This is a genomic window from Kitasatospora sp. NBC_01300 (assembly GCF_041435235.1).
Taxonomy (GTDB): Bacteria; Actinomycetota; Actinomycetes; order Streptomycetales; family Streptomycetaceae; genus Kitasatospora.
On record NZ_CP108408.1, the window covers coordinates 4,860,365 to 4,877,804 of the forward strand.

Genomic DNA, 17,440 nt, shown 5'->3' on the forward strand with positions numbered 1-17,440 from the left:
AGCCCTGCGTGCACGCACATGATCGGACTGCGCAGACCAGGACCTAGCCGTCCAGGCTACCCGCTTCCACCGAACGGCTCAGCCCCCAGGGCTCCGGGTTGACTGGGACGCCCAGCCCACCCCAGCGGTTCCACCGCCCCCGACCGGCCCGGATATCCTGGCGGGGTGACTTCCCCGGGCAATGTGAATTTTCCAGTGGTGGGCATGATCGGCGGCGGGCAGTTGGCCCGCATGGCACACCAGGCGGGCATCCCGCTCGGGGTCAGGTTCAAACTCCTCGCCGACACGCCCCAGGACTCCGCCGCACAGGTGGTCTCCGACGTCGTCCTCGGTGACTACCGCGACCTCGACACGCTGCGCCGCTTCGCGGCCGGCTGCGACGTGATCACCTTCGACCACGAGCACGTCCCCACCGAGCACCTGCGGGCCCTGGAAGCCGACGGCATCGCCGTCCGGCCCGGCCCGGACGCGCTGGTCAACGCCCAGGACAAGGGCGTCATGCGGGCCAAGCTCGACTCCATCGGCGTGCCCTGCCCCCGCCACCGGATCGTCGCCGACCCGGCCGACGTCACCGCCTTCGCGAACGAGGGCTCCGGTTATCCGGTCGTGCTGAAGACCGTCCGCGGCGGCTACGACGGCAAGGGCGTCTGGGTCGTCGACGGCGAGGAGGACGCGCACGCGCCGTTCCTGGCCGGCGTCCCGGTGCTCGCCGAGGAGAAGGTCGACTTCGTCCGCGAACTCGCCGCCAACGTCGTCCGCTCGCCCAGCGGCCAGGCCGTCGCCTACCCGGTGGTGGAGAGCGTCCAGGAGAACGGCGTCTGCGCCGAGGTCACCGCCCCCGCGCCGGACCTCGACCCGGCCCTCTCCGACGAGGCCCAGCAGCTGGCCCTGCGCATCGCCGGCGACCTCGGCATCACCGGCCACCTCGCCGTCGAGCTGTTCCAGACCAGGGACGGCCGGATCCTCGTCAACGAGCTCGCCATGCGCCCCCACAACTCCGGGCACTGGACCCAGGACGGCGCCGTCACCTCGCAGTTCGAGAACCACCTGCGGGCCGTCCTCGACCTCCCGCTCGGCGACCCCCGGCCGCGCGCCAAGTGGACCGTCATGGTCAACGTCCTCGGCGGCGACTACCCGGACATGTACCACGCCTTCCTGCACTGCATGGCCCGCGACCCCGGCCTGCGGATCCACATGTACGGGAAGGACGTGAAGCCCGGCCGCAAGGTCGGCCACGTCAACGTCTTCGGGGACGACCTCGACGACGTCCGCGAGCGCGCCCGCCACGCGGCCGCCTACCTGCGAGGAACGATCACCGAATGACCTCCTCCCCTTCGAGCCCGCTCGTCGGCATCGTCATGGGCTCGGACTCCGACTGGCCCGTCATGGAGGCCGCCGCCCAGGCGCTCGACGAGTTCGAGATCCCCTACGAGGTCGACGTCGTCTCGGCGCACCGGATGCCCCGCGAGATGGTCGCGTACGGCGAGAACGCCCACCGGCGCGGCCTCAAGGCCATCATCGCGGGCGCCGGCGGCGCCGCCCACCTGCCGGGCATGCTCGCCTCCGTCACCCCGCTGCCCGTCATCGGCGTGCCGGTGCCGCTGCGCTACCTGGACGGCATGGACAGCCTGCTGTCCATCGTCCAGATGCCGGCCGGCGTCCCGGTCGCGACCGTCTCGGTGGCCGGCGCGCGCAACGCCGGCCTGCTCGCCGTGCGGATGCTGGCCGCGTTCGACCCCGAACTGACCGAGCGGATGGCCGACTTCCAGGCCGAGCTGAACAACCAGGCCACCGAGAAGGGCAAGAAGCTCCGCGCCAAGGTGGCCGGATCCTCCTCCTTCGGCTTCGGCAAGTAGCCCCGGCGGTGGGGTAGAACAGCCGGTATGACTACCGAGCTGGACTCCCCCACCCCGCTGGACCGCGCCAAGGCCCTGCTGCGCACCGCCCCCGTGGTCGACGGCCACAACGACCTCCCGTGGGCGATGCGCGAGCAGGCCGGGTACGACCTCGGCGCGGTCGACCTGGCCGCCGACCAGAGCGACCGCCTGCACACCGACCTCGCCCGCCTCGCGGAGGGCGGGGTCGGCGCGCAGTTCTGGTCCGTCTACGTGCCGACCCGGCTGGCCGGCGACCACGCGGTGAGCGCCACCCTGGAGCAGATCGACTTCGTCCACGCCCTGGTCGAGCGCTACCCCGACCGGCTCCGGCTCGCCCGCACCGCCGACGACATGGAGGCCGCCCGCGCCGAGGGCCGGATCGCCTCCCTGATGGGCGCCGAGGGCGGCCACTCCATCGACTGCTCGCTCGCCACCCTGCGGGCTCTCCACGAGCTCGGCGTGCGCTACCTGACGCTCACCCACAACGACAACGTGCCGTGGGCCGACTCCGCCACCGACAAGCCGGCGGCCGGCGGGCTGACCCGGTTCGGCGAGGAGGTCGTCCGGGAGATGAACCGGCTCGGCATGCTCGTCGACCTCTCGCACGTCTCCGCCGACACCATGCGCGACGCGCTGCGGGTCACCGAGGCGCCGGTCGTCTTCTCGCACTCCTCCGCCCGCGCCGTCTGCGACCACCCGCGCAACATCCCGGACGACGTGCTCGCCCAGCTGCCCGCCAACGGCGGCGTGGCGATGGCCACCTTCGTGCCCAAGTTCATCCTGCCCGCCGCCATCGAGTGGACCCTCGCCGCCGACGAGAACATGCGCGCCCACGGCTTCCACCCGCTCGACACCACCCCGCCCGCGATGGAGCGCCAGCGCGCCTTCGAGGCCGCCAACCCGCGCCCGATCGCCACCCCGGCCACCGTCGCGGACCACCTCGACCACCTGCGCGAGGTCGCCGGCATCGACCACATCGGCATCGGCGGCGACTTCGACGGCACCGCCTTCCTGCCCGACGGCCTGGGCTCGGTGGCCGGCTACCCCAACCTGATCGCCGAACTCCTGCGCCGCAGCTGGTCCGAGGCCGACCTCGCCAAGCTCACCTGGCACAACGCCGTCCGCGTCCTGCGCGACGCCGAGTCCGTCGCCGCCGGGCTGCGGGCCAGCCGCCGCCCGTCCATCGCCACCATCGCGCAGCTGGACGGCGTGAAGGGCTGAGATCGGGACGGCGCGAAGGGCTGGGGTCAGCCCAGCCGCGGGATCTCGATGGCCGGGCACCTGTCCATCACCATGGCGAGCCCGGCCGTCCTGGTCCGCGCGTACGCGGCCTCGTCGACCACGCCCAGCTGGAACCAGACGGCCTTCGCCCCGGCCGCCACCGCCTGGTCGGCCACCTCCCCGGCCAGCGCGCTGTTCACGAACACGTCCACCACGTCGACCGGGAACGGGATCTCGGCGAGCGAGGCGTATCCGGGCTCGCCGAGGACCGTCTCGGCCTTCGGGTGCACCGGCACGACGCGCTTGCCGTACCGCTGGAGCACCCCGGCCACCCCGTGGGCGGCGCGGGCGGTGTTGTCGGACAGGCCGACCACCGCCCAGGTGTCGCCGGTGCCGGTGAGGATCTCGCGAACCGTCGCGTCGTCGCCGTAGCTCGTCATGCCGGTGCCAACGACGACCACGGGCGCCGGATTCCCGCGGGCGTCAGCTGGGGCGGCCGAGAGCGCGGTAGGTCCAGCCGGCGGCGCGCCAGGCGTCGGCGTCCAGGACGTTGCGGCCGTCGAGCAGGCGGCGCTCGGCGACCACGGCGCCGAGGACGGCCGGGTCCAGCTCGCGGAACTCGGCCCACTCGGTGAGGTGCAGGACGACGTGGGCGCCCTCGGCGGCCTCCAGGGCCGAGTCGGCGTAGGCGAGCGAGGGGAACATCTTGCGGGCGTTGTCGACGGCCTTCGGGTCGTAGACGGTGACCTGGGCGCCCTGGAGCTGGATCTGGGCGGCGACGTTGAGCGCGGGGGAGTCCCGGATGTCGTCCGAGTTGGGCTTGAACGCGGCGCCGAGGACGGCCACCCGGCGGCCCAGGAAGCCGCCGCCGCACTGCTCGCGGGCCAGCTCCACCATCCGGGAGCGGCGGCGCATGTTGATCGAGTCGACCTCGCGCAGGAAGGTCAGCGCCTGGTCGGCGCCGAGCTCGCCGGCCCGGGCCATGAACGCCCGGATGTCCTTGGGCAGGCAGCCGCCGCCGAAGCCCAGGCCGGAGTTGAGGAACTTGCGGCCGATCCGCTCGTCGTGCCCGAGCGCGGTGGAGAGCAGCGTGACGTCGGCGCCGGCCGCCTCGCAGACCTCGGCCATCGCGTTGATGAAGGAGATCTTGGTGGCCAGGAAGGAGTTGGCGGCGGCCTTCACCAGCTCGGCGGTCGCGTAGTCGGTGACCAGGAACGGCACCCCGGCCGCGATCGGCTCGGCGTACACCTCGCGCAGCAGCTGCTCGGCGCGCTCGCTGTGGGCGCCGACGACGATCCGGTCCGGGCGCAGGGTGTCCTGGACGGCGAAGCCCTCGCGCAGGAACTCCGGGTTCCAGGCGAGTTCGGCGCCCGCGCCGACGGGTGCCAGCGCGGCCAGCCGCTCGGCGAGCCGGCTCGCCGAGCCGACCGGCACGGTGGACTTGCCGACCACCAGGACCGGGCGGGTCAGGTACGGGGCGAGGCCGTCGATCGCGGCGTCGACGTACGACATGTCGGCCGCGAACTCGCCCTTGCGCTGCGGGGTGTTGACGCAGACGAAGTGCACGTCGCCGAACTCCGCGGCCTCCTGGACGGAGCTGGTGAAGCGCAGCCGGCCGGTCGAACCCTCGTGCCCGGCGACGTGCTTGAGCAGCAGCTCGGACAGCCCCGGCTCGTACATCGGGACGCGGCCGGCGGTCAGCGTGGCGATCTTGTCGGGGTCGATGTCCAGGCCCAGCACCTCGAAGCCGAACTCGGCCATCGCGGCCGCGTGCGTGGCGCCGAGGTAGCCGGTGCCGATCACGGAGATGCGGAGGGTCACGGGTTCCCCTTTGTGCGGACTCGACCTGTACGGGTGCGTCTGATGCTATCCGCCCCGACGGATCCGACCTCGATCGCCTGTGCGCCGGGGACGCTAGGCAGCCGCAGGTCGGAGCCCTAGGATCTCTACTGAACGGTAGTTAACCCCGGATTGACTTCGATCACTGGACGAGGCGGGCATCATGGCGGGCAGCGCAGGGGCGGCTGACTTCGATCTCTTCCGTATCTCCGAGGAGCACGAGATGCTCCGTGAGGCGGTGCGTTCGCTGGCCGAGGCGAAGATCGCTCCGTTCGCGGCGGAGGTGGACGAGCAGGGGCGGTTCCCGCAGGAGGCGTTGGACGCGTTGCAGGGGAGTGAGCTGCATGCGGTGCACGTGCCGGAGGAGTTCGGTGGTGCGGGGGCGGACGCGCTGGCGACGGTGATCGTGATCGAGGAGGTGGCGCGGGTGTGTGCGTCGTCCTCGTTGATTCCGGCGGTGAACAAGCTGGGGTCGTTGCCGGTGCAGTTGTCGGGTTCGCCGGAGTTGAAGGCGAAGTACCTGGGGGCGCTGGCGCGGGGTGAGGGGATGTTCTCGTACTGCCTGTCGGAGCCGGAGGCGGGTTCGGACGCGGCGGGGATGCGGACCCGGGCGGTGCGGGACGGGGACTTCTGGGTGCTGAACGGTGTGAAGCGCTGGATCACGAACGCGGGTGTGTCGGAGTTCTACACGGTGATGGCGGTGACGGATCCGGAGCTGCGGTCGAGGGGGATCTCGGCGTTCGTGGTGGAGAAGGGCGACGAGGGGGTGTCGTTCGGTGCGCCGGAGAGGAAGTTGGGGATCAAGGGTTCGCCGACGCGTGAGGTGTACTTCGACGATGTGCGGATTCCTGCGGATCGGATGATCGGTGCGGAGGGGACGGGTTTCGCGACGGCGATGCGGACGTTGGACCACACGCGGGTGACGATCGCGGCGCAGGCGGTGGGGATCGCGCAGGGGGCTCTGGACTACGCGAAGGGGTATGTGAAGGAGCGCCGGCAGTTCGGGAAGGCGATCGCGGAGTTCCAGGGTGTGCAGTTCATGTTGGCGGACATGGCGATGAAGCTGGAGGCGGCGCGGCAGTTGACGTATGCGGCGGCGGCGAAGTCGCAGCGTGGGGACGGGGATCTGACGTTCTTCGGGGCGGCGGCGAAGTGCTATGCGTCGGATGCGGCGATGGAGATCACGACGGATGCGGTGCAGTTGCTGGGTGGGTACGGGTACACGCGGGACTATCCGGTGGAGCGGATGATGCGGGACGCGAAGATCACCCAGATCTACGAGGGGACCAACCAGGTCCAGCGCATCGTCATGGCCCGCAACCTGCCGTAGCCGGGCGGGGCTTCCGCCCGACCGGCGAGACGAGTGGCGACCAGACGGTGGCGGAGCTGGAGTTGGACACGCCCTGGACCCGGCGGTGACGAGTAGGGTGCCGGACCATGACCGAGCCGGACTTCCTCGCCACGACCAGGGCGTTCTACGACGCCATCGCCGTCGACTACGCCGACCGCTTCCGCGACGAACTGGCCGGTGAGCCGCTGTCCCGGGCGGTGCTCGCGGCCTTCGCCGATCTGGTCCGCACCGAGTCGGTCCGTACCGGGCGCGCCGACGGCCCGGTGGCCGAACTGGGGTGCGGCCCCGGCCGGGTGACGCACCACCTGCACGGCCTCGGCCTCGACGTCCGCGGCATCGACCTGTCGCCGCGGATGGTCGAGCTGGCCCGCGCGACGTACCCCGGGCTGGACTTCGCCGAGGGTTCGCTGTTCGACCTCCCGCTGCGGGACGGCGAGTTGACCGGCGCGGTCGCCTGGTACTCGATCATCCACACCCCGGCGGAGCGCCTGCCGGAGGTGTTCGCCGAGTTCGCGCGGGTGCTCGCCCCGGGCGGCCACCTGCTGCTCGCCTTCCAGGTCGGTGACGAGCCCCTGCGGATCGACCGGCCCTTCGGCCACCCGGTGGCGCTGGACTTCCGCCGCCAGCAGCCCGACCGGATCGCGGAGTTGGTCCGCGTGGCCGGCCTGCGGCTCACCTCCCGCACGCTCCGCGAGTCGGAGGAGGGCGTGCAGCCGACCCCGCAGGCCTACCTGCTGGCCCGCAAGCCCGCCTGAGTCGCGTGAGTCGCCCGAGCCCCATGGGGTGGTGGTGACAGCGGCATGACAGCGGTGCCGGTGGGGTGTGAGAGGTCTGACAGCGGGTGCCCCGAACCTTGGTGATCGCACGTCAGTTCACCGAACGGGAGGCCCTGCCCATGCCCCGACCCCGCCTCACCTCCGCCCTCAGAACCGGTGCCGCCGCGGCCGCCGGGCTGCTGCTGGCCGGTCTCGCCCCGGCCGCCTCGGCGGCGGCCGCCCCCGCGGCGCCGGTGCCCCGGCTGGACTGGCGGTCCTGCGTGCCGGACTTCGACTGCGCCCGCGCCACGGTGCCGATGGACTACCGCGACCCGGCCGGGCGCACCGTCGAGCTGGCCGTCATCCGGCACCCCGCGACCGACCCGGCGCACCGGATCGGCTCGCTGTTCTTCAACCCCGGCGGCCCGGGCGTGCCCGGCACCCAGGCGCTGCCCGCCGTGTACGGGATGCTCCCGGCGCAGGTGCGGGAGCGGTTCGACCTGGTCAGCTTCGACCCGCGCGGCGTCGGCGACTCCACCCTGCCGCAGTGCTTCCCGGACGCGGCGGCCGAGCAGGGCCTGCTCGCCGGGCTGCCGGCCGGCTACCCGGTCGGCGCCGCCCAGGAGTCGGCCTGGGCGGCGACGTACGCGCGCTTCGGCCGCCAGTGCGCCGACAACGAGCGGACCGGCCTGCTCGCCCACCTGTCCACCGCCGACACGGCCCGCGACCTGGACCAGCTGCGCGCCGCCGTCGGCGACCGCCGGCTGAGCTACCTCGGTACCTCGTACGGCAGCTACCTGGGCGCCACCTACGCCAACCTCTTCCCGACCCGGGTGCGCGCGATGGTGCTGGACAGCGCCCCCGACCCGGTGGCCTGGTCCACCGGGCGCTCGCCGCAGCAGCGCGCCCTGCCGCCGTTCCTGCGCACCGGCAGCGACCTCGCCGGCGCCCGCACCCTCGACGCCTTCCTCGACCAGTGCGCCGACGCCGGCCCCACCGCCTGCGCCTTCGCGGCGGCGGACCGGGACGCCACCCGCGCCAAGTTCGCCGAACTGTTCGACCGGCTCGGCCGGACGCCGGTGACGCTCGGCACCCTGCCGGCGGCGGTCACCTTCGACCAGGCCTCCACCGCCTCGACCGTCCTGCCGATGCTCTACGCCGCCACCCCGGTGCCGAACGCCCCCGGCACCGGCTGGCCGGCGCTGGGCGGACTGCTCCAGCAGCTGTGGACCGCCGCCCCGGACGCCTCGGCGCCGCTGCCGACCGGCGGCCAGCCCAAGCAGGCGCAGACCCTCGGGGCGCTCTGCGCCGACACCGTCAACCCGCCCGTCTCCGGTGCCGACCCGGCCGCCGACACCACGTACCCGGCGCTGTCCGCCCTCGCCCGGGCCCGTGCGGGCGCCACCGGCCCGTACCTGGTCTGGCAGAACCAGCGCTGCGCCGCCTGGCCGGCCGAGGCCGCCCGGGACCGCTACACCGGCCCGTGGAACCGGCCGACCTCCGCGTCGATCCTGGTCGTGGCCCTCACCGGCGACCCGGCCTGGCCCTACGAAGGGTCCCGCGCGCTGGCCGACACCCTCGCCCGCGGCCGCCTGCTGACCGTCCACGGCTACGGCCACACGGCGCTGGGCAACCCGAGCGCCTGCGCCTGGGAGCGCGAGCAGCGGTACCTGGTCAGCGGTGAGCTCCCGCCGCCCGGCACGGTCTGCGAGCCGGACCACCAGGCGTTCTAGGCCCTGTCCGGCCGCCCTGGTCGTGCGCGTGCGCGGAGTCCGTGCACGCGCACGCACCTCGGTACGATGAACGTCATGAACCGTGCCGACCTCTCCCTGGGCCCGCTGTCCGAGCGGGACCACGCCTTCTACGGCCTGGTCTGGGCCGGCACCACCCTCGCCGCCCAGGTGGACCGCGAGCTCACCCGGGTGCACGGGCTGTCGCTGTCCTGGTTCGAGGTGATGCTCTGGCTCGACGGGCAGCAGGAGCCGGTCGCCGCCTCCGACCTGGGCGCGAAGACGATGCTCAGCCGCAGCCAGGTCTCCCGGGTGGTCGAGGCCCTGGCCGCGCGCGGCCTGGTGGCCCGCACGCCCTCCGCCTCGGACGCCCGGTCGGTGCGGATCGAACTGACCGGGCAGGGCCGCGCCGCCTTCGCCGAGGCCGACGCCACCCGGCGGGCCGTCCTCGCGCCGGTCTTCACCGACCGGCTCGACGAGGGCGACATCGCGGCCCTGGAAGCGGTCTGGCGCAAGCTGAAGGCCTGAGCCTCGGGCGCCCCGGGCCTCCGCCGTGCCGACTACACCGCGTCGGCCTCCGCCGCCCCGGCCCGCGCCCGGCCGGAGGCGGTCGCGATCACCTCGTCCAGCACCTCGCGGGAGCGGAGCAGGTCGGTGATCATCCGGTCGATCCGGTCCCGTTCGGAGGACAGCTCCTCGACCAGCAGCGGGGTGGCGATCTCGTTCGGGCCGCCGTCGGAGTCGCGCATGCAGGGGAGGATCTTGTAGATCGTGCGGCTGTGCAGCCCGGCCGCGAACAGCTCCTGGATCAGCACGACCCGGTCCACCGCCGGCTCCGGGTACTCCCGGTGCCCGCCGTCCGTCCGCCGGGCGGCCAGCAGGCCCTGCTGCTCGTAGTAGCGCAGCGAGCGCTCGCTCACGCCCGTCCGTCGGGCCAGTTCACCGATCCGCATGCCGCCCACCCCGTCGCCGTGACCGAACGCCTGAACCTGACGCCGATGCTAGCTTCCACGGCCGTCGCGCCGGCCGGATAACACGGGGCCGCCACCCGGCGCCGGGCCGGGGGTGACGCGCATCGGCCGACGGGTCGTGCCATGATCCCTGCATGGCTTCCAACGTTTTCTTCGACATCGAGATCGACGGCGTCCCGTCGGGCCGCATCGTCTTCAAGCTGTACGACGACGTCGTCCCCCAGACCGCCCGCAACTTCCGCGAGCTCGCGACCGGCCAGAACGGCTTCGGCTACGAGGGCTCCGGCTTCCACCGCGTCATCCCGCAGTTCATGCTGCAGGGCGGTGACTTCACCAACCACAACGGCACCGGTGGCAAGAGCATCTACGGCGAGAAGTTCGCCGACGAGAACTTCCAGATCAAGCACACCCGCCCGGGCCTGCTGTCGATGGCCAACGCCGGCCGCAACACCAACGGCTCGCAGTTCTTCATCACCACCATCGTCACCGACTGGCTGGACGGCAAGCACGTCGTCTTCGGCGAGGTCGTCGAGGGCATGGACGTCGTGACGGCGGTCGAGAAGCTCGGCTCGCAGAGCGGCCGCACCTCGGCGAAGGTCACCATCGCCAAGTCCGGCATCGTCGAGTAGTCATCGGTTCACCAGGTTCGAAAAACCGCACACCGCCCCGGCCGGGAAGTCTGATCAGTCGACTTCCCACTCCGGGGCGGTGGCAGTTTTCGGGGGCAGGGTAGCCGGGTGAGCGGGCGGGCGGGGCCGGAACCGGGCAATCACTCCGTGCAGCGGAGCGGTCGCTCTAGGCTCTCCGTGCGCGGTCGGAGCCGCGGCGAACTCGACACTCCGGCAAGGTGGTTCACCGATGGAACAGGACGCCGACGACGGCGCGGTGACGTACGAGCAGGTGACGGTGGTCTCGCTCGCCTCGTGCGAGCCGGTCAATCCGGCGCGGATCGCGGTGCGGGTCGCCTGCGAGGTCATGACGGTCAAGCGGGTGGCGGGCTACTGGGTGCGCTGGGACGAGCGCTGGGGGCCGGAGGAGATCCGCCACCACTCGCGCTGGGTGTCGGACGAGGAGTACGTGCGGCCGGGCGCCGGCGGCGTGGACGGCGCGCTCACCGTGACGGTGGCCGCGTACTGGACGTACCGGGAGGGCGGCAGCCCGCGCCGGCCGGCCACGGAGACCGAGGTGGCCTTCCGGCCGGGCGAGGCCGAGCACGAGTTGGTGCTGGAGCGGCCCGACCCGCACCGCCCGGCGGCCCTGACCGTGCACCTGACCGGCGCCCGCTGGCTGGCGGGCGGCGAGGGGCTACTGATCCACTACGGCTACGCGGGCGCCACCGAGGACGCCGGCGGCGAGGGGGAGTGGCTGGTCCGCTTCCCCGAGTGCGGTACCGGCCTGCTCCCGCAGACGGGTTAGGCGACCGAGGCCCGGGCCGGTCGGGAGTCGGGACACCGCGCCGTGGAGCGCCACCGCCTCCTGGACCAGGTGGCCCAGGAGGCGGTGGACGAGCGCAGGGACGAGTGGCATCCACCCGTCGCGGCCGCGCGGCTGCTTCACGTCACGGCGGGCTACTTGATGTCCGGTACCGCGGTGTCGTTCTTGAAGGCGTCGAAGACCTGCTTGGACTTGGTGGCGTCCCACAGCACCGCCGACTCCCCGGTCTTGGTCCGGTAGTCCGGGTTGCCGATCGGGACGGTCAGGGTCTTGCCGCCGCCGCCGTTGACGTCCTTCATGGCGAGGAAGAGCGAGCCGAGGTCGGTGAGGCCGGCGTCGTCGTCGACGATGAGGGTGCCGAGGGCGGAGTCGACCAGCGGGTAGAAGGTGAACGGGTTCAGCACGGTGCCGGGGGAGGCCGCCTGGTGGGCGAGGGCGCCGAGGAACTTCTGCTGGTTGCGCATCCGGCCGAGGTCCTGGTCGGCCATCTGGTGGCGCTGGCGGACGAAGGCGAGGGCCTGCTTGCCGCTGAGGGTCTGGTCGCCGGCCTTGAGGTCGAGACCGGAGTCCTTGTCCTTGACGTCCTGGTCGATGTGCATCTCGACGCCGCCGATGGAGTCGACGATGCCGACGAAGCCGGCGAAGCCGATCTCGGCGTAGTGGTCGATGCGGATGCCGGTGTTCAGCTCGACGGTCTGGACGAGGAGGCGGCCGCCGCCGTTGCCGAAGGCCGAGTTGATCTTCGAGGTGGTGCCCTTGAGGGTCTTGCCGCTGCTGCTCTTGTACTCGGGGATCGGCACCCAGGAGTCGCGCGGGATGCTCATCAGGGTGTTCCCGTTGTCCCCGACGTGCAGGACCATCATCGAGTCGCTGCGCTTGCCCTCGGTGTCGTGACCGGTGTGCAGGTCGTCCTGTTCCGAGTCGGTGAGGCCCTGGCGGCTGTCGGAGCCGACGATCAGCCAGTTGGTGCCCTTGCCGGCCGGCGGGCGGCCGGGGTAGTCGGCGAGCACGTTCTCGTGGTTGAGCTTGGAGTCGGCCCAGAACCAGGTCGAGACGGCGGTGACCATGACGGCGATCAGGAGGCCGAAGACCGACCACTTGACGATCCGGCGCCGCGGCCACCGCTTGGTCTGTATACCGCCCGGCTGGGCGCCGCCCGGGCCCCCGGGCCCACCCGGCCGTCCGGGACCGCCGGGGCCGCCGGGGCCACCGGGCCCGCCGGGGCGGCCGCCGGGCTGTCCGCCCGGACCCTGCGGCGGGACGCCGCCGAGCCGGGACGGTTCCGGCTGTCGTGGCGCGGGCGCACCCGGCCCGCGCGGGTTCATCGACGACGGCAGCGGCGGCTCGGCCGCCCCGCCGCCCCCGCCGCGCCCGTACGCGCCGCCGTTGCCGCCGCCCCCATACGGGTTCCCGTCTCGGTACGGGTTCCCGCCGCCTCCCGGGCGGCCCTCCTGCCACGTGTTCATGTCGTCGAGGATGCCCGACCCCGCTCGTGCTGACTCCCCCCGGGGTACTCACCAGGTCGCTTGTAGCAGTTTTGATGCACGGGTCGGATCGTTCCGCCGCAACTTCCGCGCGGCCGTACGACGGTGGGGGCGGACGGCGCGGGCGCCGGGTCGACGTGAGCCCGGTCACCACGCGCCACGTCATCCGCCGTTCAACTGGCGAAACGTTTCTTGACCGGCTCGAACGCAGCGTGTTTGCATTTCGGGTATGGATCAGCGTTGGGCACTCACGCGTCGGCGGCACGTCGACCTGCGGCGTGGTGTGGCCTGTTCGCTCTGTCGCGGCTGAAGCGCGCCCACCGGATCACCTCGGCGTCACCCCACCCGCGCCGGGCACCCCACCTCGAACGCGTCGAGCACGTCGAGCACGTCGAAACACCTTCCCGGGCTCCGACCCGCAGCGGTCCTCCTGCGCCGCGTGGCCCCGCCCCCGCTTCCAGCCAAAGGTGAACCCATGGCCACCGTCCTGTCCGTTTCCGGCTCCCCGTCCGCCACCTCCCGCACCACCCGCCTGCTGCGCCACGTCGACGCCGGGCTGGAGGCCCGCGGCCACCACGTCGTCCCGTTCGAGGCACGCAGCCTGCCCGCGCACGCGCTGCTGTCGGGCGACTTCGACCACCCGGAGATCGTCGCCGTGACCGAGCTGTTCGCCCGGGCGGACGGCGTCGTGATCGGCACCCCCGTCTACAAGGCCGCCTACTCGGGCCTGTTGAAGGCCCTGCTGGACGTGCTCCCGCAGTACGCGCTGGCCGGCAAGGCCGTCCTGCCGCTGGCCACCGGCGGCTCGCCCGCGCACGTGCTGGCGGTGGACTACGCGCTGCGCCCGGTGCTCAGCTCGATGGGCGCCGGCCACATCACCCAGGGCTGGTTCGTGCTCGACCGCCACATCACCACCGGGGAGGACGGGACGACCCTGGTCGAGCGGGAGACCGACACCCTGCTGGCCCCGGTCGTGGAGGGTTTCGCGCAGGCCCTGGACCGGCTGGCCGCACCGGCGCTGACCGGCTGAGGAACCGGGGCCGGGCCCCGTACGGGGCGTCCCCGAGACGGGCTGCGGCACCCCCTAGGGGGAGGGGTGCCGCGCCCCGTAGATCCTTGGTCGGGCGGCTTCATTCCGGCGGATGACGAGCGCGCCCGCCGTTGCTCATAACGTTGTGGACGTCCCCGCTCGTGCCGACGAGGGGCGAGGTTCTCCCGGGAACCGGCGCCCGCCGGGCCCGGTGGGTGGGGTCAACTCCCGGTCGACGACCCTTCCTGCGCCATGCCCGCGTCCTGCGGCATGCCCGCGCACGGAGGGTCGGCCGGGGTCGACGGTCGGGCCCACTTCTTAGGAGACTCCAGTGACGACGGCAGCCACAGCCGTGTACGACCCCCAGCTTCCCGGTGGCGCGCCCGCCATCGCCGCCGCGGCCCGCCAGGTCAGCAAGGCGTACGGCGCGGGCGAGACCAGGGTCACCGCGCTCGACGCGGTGGACGTCGACATCCAGCGCGGCCGCTTCACCGCGATCATGGGCCCGTCGGGCTCCGGCAAGTCGACCCTGATGCACTGCCTGGCCGGCCTGGACACGGTCAGCGGCGGGCGGATCTGGATCGGCGACACCGAGATCACCGGCCTCAAGGACAAGCAGCTGACCAGGCTGCGCCGGGACAAGATCGGCTTCATCTTCCAGGCGTTCAACCTGCTCCCGACGCTGTCCGCGCTGGAGAACATCACGCTGCCGATGGACATCGCCGGCCGCCGGCCGGACCAGGCCTGGCTGGACCAGGTGGTGGAGACCGTCGGCCTGGCCGGCCGGCTCAAGCACCGCCCGGCGCAGCTCTCCGGCGGCCAGCAGCAGCGCGTCGCGGTGGCCCGGGCGCTGGCCGCCCGGCCCGAGATCATCTTCGGCGACGAGCCCACCGGCAACCTGGACTCCCGGGCCGGCGCCGAGGTGCTCACCTTCCTGCGCCGCTCGGTCGACGAACTGGGCCAGACCATCGTGATGGTGACCCACGACCCGGTCGCCGCGGGCTACGCGGACCGCGTGCTCTTCCTGGCCGACGGCGTGATCGTCGACGAGATGCACGCGCCCACCGCCGACTCCGTCCTCGAACGCATGCGCCGTTTCGACGGCAAGCGGACCAGCTGAGCGGGCGGGACGGACAGATGCTGCTCAAGACCGCTCTGCGGAGCTTCTTCGCCCACAAGGGCCGCATGGCGCTCTCCCTGATCGCCGTGATGCTGTCGGTCGCGTTCGTCTCCGGCACCCTGGTCTTCTCCGACACCGCGACCAGCACCTTCGACAAGCTGTTCGCCGCGACCGCCTCCGACGTCTCCGTCCAGCCGCCCAAGCCGGCCGAGGACGACGAGCAGCAGGCCTCCGACAAGCCGCGGACCGTCCCGGTGGCGGCCGCGCAGCAGGTCGCCGCGGTGCCGGGGGTGAAGTCGGCGGTCGGCCAGGTCATGGTCGAGAACGCGACCCTGGTCGACCCGGCCACCAACAAGCTGGTCGGCCCGACCTCCGGCGCGCCGACCCTGGTCGGCAACTGGACCGAGACCCCGCGCAGCGCGGTGCGCCTCACCCAGGGTCACGCCCCGCAGGGCGCGGGCGAGTTGGTGCTGGACGCGGACACCGCGAAGAAGGCCGGGCTCGGCCTCGGCGCCAAGCTCCGGGTCGACAACGCCGACGGCCGGCACGAGTTCACGGTCTCCGGCATCGTCTCCTTCACCACCACCAACCCCGGTGCGGCACTGGCCTTCCTGGACACCCCGACCGCCCAGCAGGTGCTGCTCGGCGAGCCGGCGTACACCTCGGTCGAGGCGTTCGGCGACGGCAGCCGCGGCAACGACCAGCTCAAGGCCGACGCCCTGGCCAGGCTGGGCGCCGGCTACCAGGTGAAGACCGCGGCCGAGCAGAAGGACGAGAACACCAAGAGCATCGGCAGCGGCCTCGGCTTCATGAAGAACGCGATGCTCGGCTTCTCGCTCATCTCGGCGTTCGTCGGCTGCTTCCTGATCATCAACACCTTCTCGATGCTGGTCGCCCAGCGCACCCGGGAGATCGGCCTGCTGCGCGCCATCGGCGGCAGCCGCCGGCAGGTGAACCGCTCGGTCCTGGTCGAGGCGCTGATCCTCGGCGTGCTCGGCTCGACCCTCGGGGTCGCGGCCGGTCTGGGCATCGCGGTCGGCCTGATCAAGCTGATGAACGCGATCGGCATGAAGCTCGACGCGGGCGACCTGAAGATCGGTCCGACGGTGTTCCTCGCCGGGTACGCCCTGGGCATCGTGGTGACCCTGGTGGCGGCCTGGGTCCCGGCCCGCCGGGCGAGCCGGATCGCGCCGATGGCCGCGCTGCGCGACCACGGCACGCCGGCCGAGGGCCGCGCCAACCTGGTCCGCACGGTGGTCGGCCTGGTCCTGACGGCGGGCGGCGGCGGTCTGCTGGTGCTGGCCGCGCAGGCGCAGAAGGCGGCCACCGGCGGCCAGTACCTGGGTCTCGGCGTGCTGTTCACCCTGGTCGGCTTCGTGGTGCTCGGCCCGCTGCTGGCCACCGCCGTGGTGCGGGTGCTGGGCGCGCTGCTGCCGGCGCTGTTCGGCCCGTCCGGCCGGCTCGCCCAGCGCAACGCGATGCGCAACCCGCGTCGTACCGGGGCCACCGCCGCCGCGCTGATGATCGGACTGGCGCTGGTGATCGGCTCCTCGGTGTTCAGCGCCTCGACGGTCACCTCGGCCAACGCGCAGATCGACCGGTCGGTGGGCGCGGACTACATCGTCCAGGGCGGCCGCACCTCGATCACCCCCGAGATGCTGGACGCCGTCCGCCGGACCCCGGGCATCGACCACGTCACCACCCAGAAGTTCTTCAACCCCAAGCTCCAGCTGCCGGACGGCCGGAGCGTGAAGACCAACCTCACCGCCGCGCCGCCCGCCTTCTTCGGCACCGACTTCCACCTCCCGGTCACCGCCGGTTCGGTGGACGCGATCGGGCGGGGCGAGCTGGGGATCGGCGAGGCCTTCGCGAAGGACCACGGCCTGAAGGTCGGCGACCAGGTGACCGTCGCCTACGGCAAGGGCCGCACCCAGGTGCTGCCGGTGGGCGCCGTGTTCGCGAAGGGCTCGCTGTTCGGCGACGGCTCCTTCGTCGACTTCGACACCATGGCCAGGGCCGTGCCCGCCGACGAGCAGCCGCCGGTCTGGACGTTCTTCGCCAAGGCCTCCTCCGGAGCCGACGTCGCGAAGACGCTGACCGCCCTGGAGGGCGCGCTCAAGGAGTACCCGCAGCTGACCATCAAGGACCAGGCCGGCTACAAGGAGGTCGTGCAGTCCCAGGTCAACACCTTGCTCTACCTGATCTACGGCCTGGTCGGCCTCTCCATCACGGTCGCCGTGCTCGGGGTGGTCAACACCCTGGCGCTGTCGGTGGTCGAGCGGACCAGGGAGATCGGCCTGCTGCGGGCGATCGGGCTCTCCCGCCGCCAGCTGCGCCGGATGATCCGGCTGGAGGCCGTGGTGATCTCGGTGTTCGGCGCGGTCCTGGGCACCGGGCTCGGGCTGGCCTGGGGCGTCACCGCCCAGCGGGTGTTGCGCGACCAGGGTCTGGCCACGCTCTCCGTCCCGACCACCACGCTCGCGGTGACGCTGGTCGCCTCGGTGGTGATCGGGCTGGTCGCCGCCCTCGTCCCGGCCTTCCGGGCCGGGCGGATGAACGTCCTCGCGGCCATCGCGACGGACTGATCGCGGCCGTCGCGACGGACCGACCGGTGCCGTCGCGACGGAC

16 protein-coding genes are annotated in these 17,440 nt (G+C 72.6%); 12 read left to right on the forward strand and 4 right to left on the reverse strand.

Translation table 11 applies throughout. The features are described from left to right. Nucleotides 1-183: 183 nt before the first annotated feature. Genes OG556_RS21680 through OG556_RS21690 form a run of 3 tightly spaced genes read left to right on the forward strand, consistent with a single transcriptional unit; the run spans nt 184 to nt 3,098 of the window. A complete protein-coding gene (locus OG556_RS21680) occupies nt 184-1,323 on the forward strand; it encodes a 5-(carboxyamino)imidazole ribonucleotide synthase (protein WP_371518566.1) in 1,140 nt (379 codons plus the stop codon). Further along, complete coding sequence (gene purE, locus OG556_RS21685) at nt 1,320-1,856, forward strand: 5-(carboxyamino)imidazole ribonucleotide mutase (RefSeq protein WP_371518567.1); 537 nt, start codon at nt 1,320-1,322, stop codon at nt 1,854-1,856. The genes OG556_RS21680 and purE overlap by 4 nt, the downstream gene beginning before the upstream one ends. A 27-nt stretch (nt 1,857-1,883) precedes the next feature. Next, nucleotides 1,884-3,098 (forward strand): dipeptidase, encoded by a 1,215-nt coding sequence (locus OG556_RS21690; protein WP_371518568.1) that lies wholly within the window; start codon nt 1,884-1,886, stop codon nt 3,096-3,098. 26 nt (nt 3,099-3,124) lie between these two features. On the opposite strand, the gene OG556_RS21695 is transcribed toward OG556_RS21690, so the two are convergent. Then, complete coding sequence (locus OG556_RS21695; protein ID WP_371522804.1) at nt 3,125-3,538, reverse strand: CoA-binding protein; 414 nt, start codon at nt 3,536-3,538, stop codon at nt 3,125-3,127. Between the two features lie 43 nt (nt 3,539-3,581). Then, nucleotides 3,582-4,919: a UDP-glucose/GDP-mannose dehydrogenase family protein gene (locus tag OG556_RS21700; RefSeq protein ID WP_371518569.1), complete on the reverse strand. Its 1,338-nt coding sequence runs from the start codon at nt 4,917-4,919 to the stop codon at nt 3,582-3,584. Nucleotides 4,920-5,100: 181 nt separating this feature from the next. Here OG556_RS21700 and OG556_RS21705 point away from each other — a divergent pair, with 181 nt between their 5' ends. From OG556_RS21705 to OG556_RS21720, 4 genes are all read left to right on the forward strand, one after another. Beyond that, nucleotides 5,101-6,267, forward strand: coding sequence for an acyl-CoA dehydrogenase family protein (locus tag OG556_RS21705; protein ID WP_371518571.1), 1,167 nt, complete (start codon nt 5,101-5,103; stop codon nt 6,265-6,267). A gap of 107 nt (nt 6,268-6,374) precedes the next feature. Then, nucleotides 6,375-7,043 carry a class I SAM-dependent methyltransferase gene (locus tag OG556_RS21710; protein WP_371518572.1) on the forward strand — a complete coding sequence of 223 codons (669 nt, stop codon included), beginning with the start codon at nt 6,375-6,377 and terminating at the stop codon, nt 7,041-7,043. 140 nt (nt 7,044-7,183) lie between these two features. After that, on the forward strand, nt 7,184-8,776 hold the full coding sequence (locus OG556_RS21715; protein WP_371518573.1) for an alpha/beta hydrolase: 1,593 nt from the start codon (nt 7,184-7,186) through the stop codon (nt 8,774-8,776). A 75-nt stretch (nt 8,777-8,851) separates the two neighbouring features. Beyond that, entirely contained in the window at nt 8,852-9,301 is a 450-nt protein-coding gene (locus OG556_RS21720; protein ID WP_371518575.1) for a MarR family winged helix-turn-helix transcriptional regulator, read from the forward strand. 32 nt (nt 9,302-9,333) lie between these two features. Here the strand turns inward: OG556_RS21720 and OG556_RS21725 are convergent, their stop codons facing one another. After that, a complete protein-coding gene (locus tag OG556_RS21725; protein ID WP_371518576.1) occupies nt 9,334-9,726 on the reverse strand; it encodes a MerR family transcriptional regulator in 393 nt (130 codons plus the stop codon). 152 nt (nt 9,727-9,878) lie between these two features. Between OG556_RS21725 and OG556_RS21730 the strand changes: the two genes are divergently transcribed. Together OG556_RS21730 and OG556_RS21735 are read left to right on the forward strand one after the other, a co-directional pair. Next, nucleotides 9,879-10,373: a peptidylprolyl isomerase gene (locus OG556_RS21730; protein ID WP_371518577.1), complete on the forward strand. Its 495-nt coding sequence runs from the start codon at nt 9,879-9,881 to the stop codon at nt 10,371-10,373. Between the two features lie 229 nt (nt 10,374-10,602). Beyond that, a complete protein-coding gene (locus OG556_RS21735) occupies nt 10,603-11,160 on the forward strand; it encodes a hypothetical protein (RefSeq protein ID WP_371518578.1) in 558 nt (185 codons plus the stop codon). Between the two features lie 152 nt (nt 11,161-11,312). Here OG556_RS21735 and OG556_RS21740 read toward each other — a convergent pair whose 3' ends face one another. Then, nucleotides 11,313-12,644 (reverse strand): LCP family protein, encoded by a 1,332-nt coding sequence (locus tag OG556_RS21740; RefSeq protein WP_371518579.1) that lies wholly within the window; start codon nt 12,642-12,644, stop codon nt 11,313-11,315. Nucleotides 12,645-13,137: 493 nt separating this feature from the next. Here OG556_RS21740 and ssuE point away from each other — a divergent pair, with 493 nt between their 5' ends. The 3 genes from ssuE to OG556_RS21755 all read left to right on the forward strand — a co-directional run bounded on the left by ssuE (nt 13,138) and on the right by OG556_RS21755 (nt 17,397). Next, a complete protein-coding gene (ssuE, locus tag OG556_RS21745) occupies nt 13,138-13,692 on the forward strand; it encodes an NADPH-dependent FMN reductase (RefSeq protein WP_371518580.1) in 555 nt (184 codons plus the stop codon). Between the two features lie 331 nt (nt 13,693-14,023). Continuing rightward, on the forward strand, nt 14,024-14,812 hold the full coding sequence (locus OG556_RS21750; RefSeq protein ID WP_371518581.1) for an ABC transporter ATP-binding protein: 789 nt from the start codon (nt 14,024-14,026) through the stop codon (nt 14,810-14,812). Nucleotides 14,813-14,829: 17 nt separating this feature from the next. Beyond that, entirely contained in the window at nt 14,830-17,397 is a 2,568-nt protein-coding gene (locus tag OG556_RS21755; protein WP_371518582.1) for an ABC transporter permease, read from the forward strand. Nucleotides 17,398-17,440 lie beyond the last annotated feature (43 nt).

Excerpts from the sequence above, each read along its gene's own strand:
- purE (WP_371518567.1), top strand. The coding sequence starts at position 1,320 with ATGACCTCCTCCCCTTCGAGCCCGCTCGTCGGCATCGTCATGGGCTCG.
- OG556_RS21690 (WP_371518568.1), top strand. The coding sequence starts at position 1,884 with ATGACTACCGAGCTGGACTCCCCCACCCCGCTGGACCGCGCCAAGGCC.
- OG556_RS21695 (WP_371522804.1), bottom strand. The coding sequence starts at position 3,538 with ATGACGAGCTACGGCGACGACGCGACGGTTCGCGAGATCCTCACCGGC.
- OG556_RS21705 (WP_371518571.1), top strand. The coding sequence starts at position 5,101 with ATGGCGGGCAGCGCAGGGGCGGCTGACTTCGATCTCTTCCGTATCTCC.
- OG556_RS21710 (WP_371518572.1), top strand. The coding sequence starts at position 6,375 with ATGACCGAGCCGGACTTCCTCGCCACGACCAGGGCGTTCTACGACGCC.
- OG556_RS21715 (WP_371518573.1), top strand. The coding sequence starts at position 7,184 with ATGCCCCGACCCCGCCTCACCTCCGCCCTCAGAACCGGTGCCGCCGCG.
- OG556_RS21720 (WP_371518575.1), top strand. The coding sequence starts at position 8,852 with ATGAACCGTGCCGACCTCTCCCTGGGCCCGCTGTCCGAGCGGGACCAC.
- OG556_RS21725 (WP_371518576.1), bottom strand. The coding sequence starts at position 9,726 with ATGCGGATCGGTGAACTGGCCCGACGGACGGGCGTGAGCGAGCGCTCG.
- OG556_RS21730 (WP_371518577.1), top strand. The coding sequence starts at position 9,879 with ATGGCTTCCAACGTTTTCTTCGACATCGAGATCGACGGCGTCCCGTCG.
- OG556_RS21735 (WP_371518578.1), top strand. The coding sequence starts at position 10,603 with ATGGAACAGGACGCCGACGACGGCGCGGTGACGTACGAGCAGGTGACG.
- OG556_RS21740 (WP_371518579.1), bottom strand. The coding sequence starts at position 12,644 with ATGAACACGTGGCAGGAGGGCCGCCCGGGAGGCGGCGGGAACCCGTAC.
- ssuE (WP_371518580.1), top strand. The coding sequence starts at position 13,138 with ATGGCCACCGTCCTGTCCGTTTCCGGCTCCCCGTCCGCCACCTCCCGC.
- OG556_RS21755 (WP_371518582.1), top strand. The coding sequence starts at position 14,830 with ATGCTGCTCAAGACCGCTCTGCGGAGCTTCTTCGCCCACAAGGGCCGC.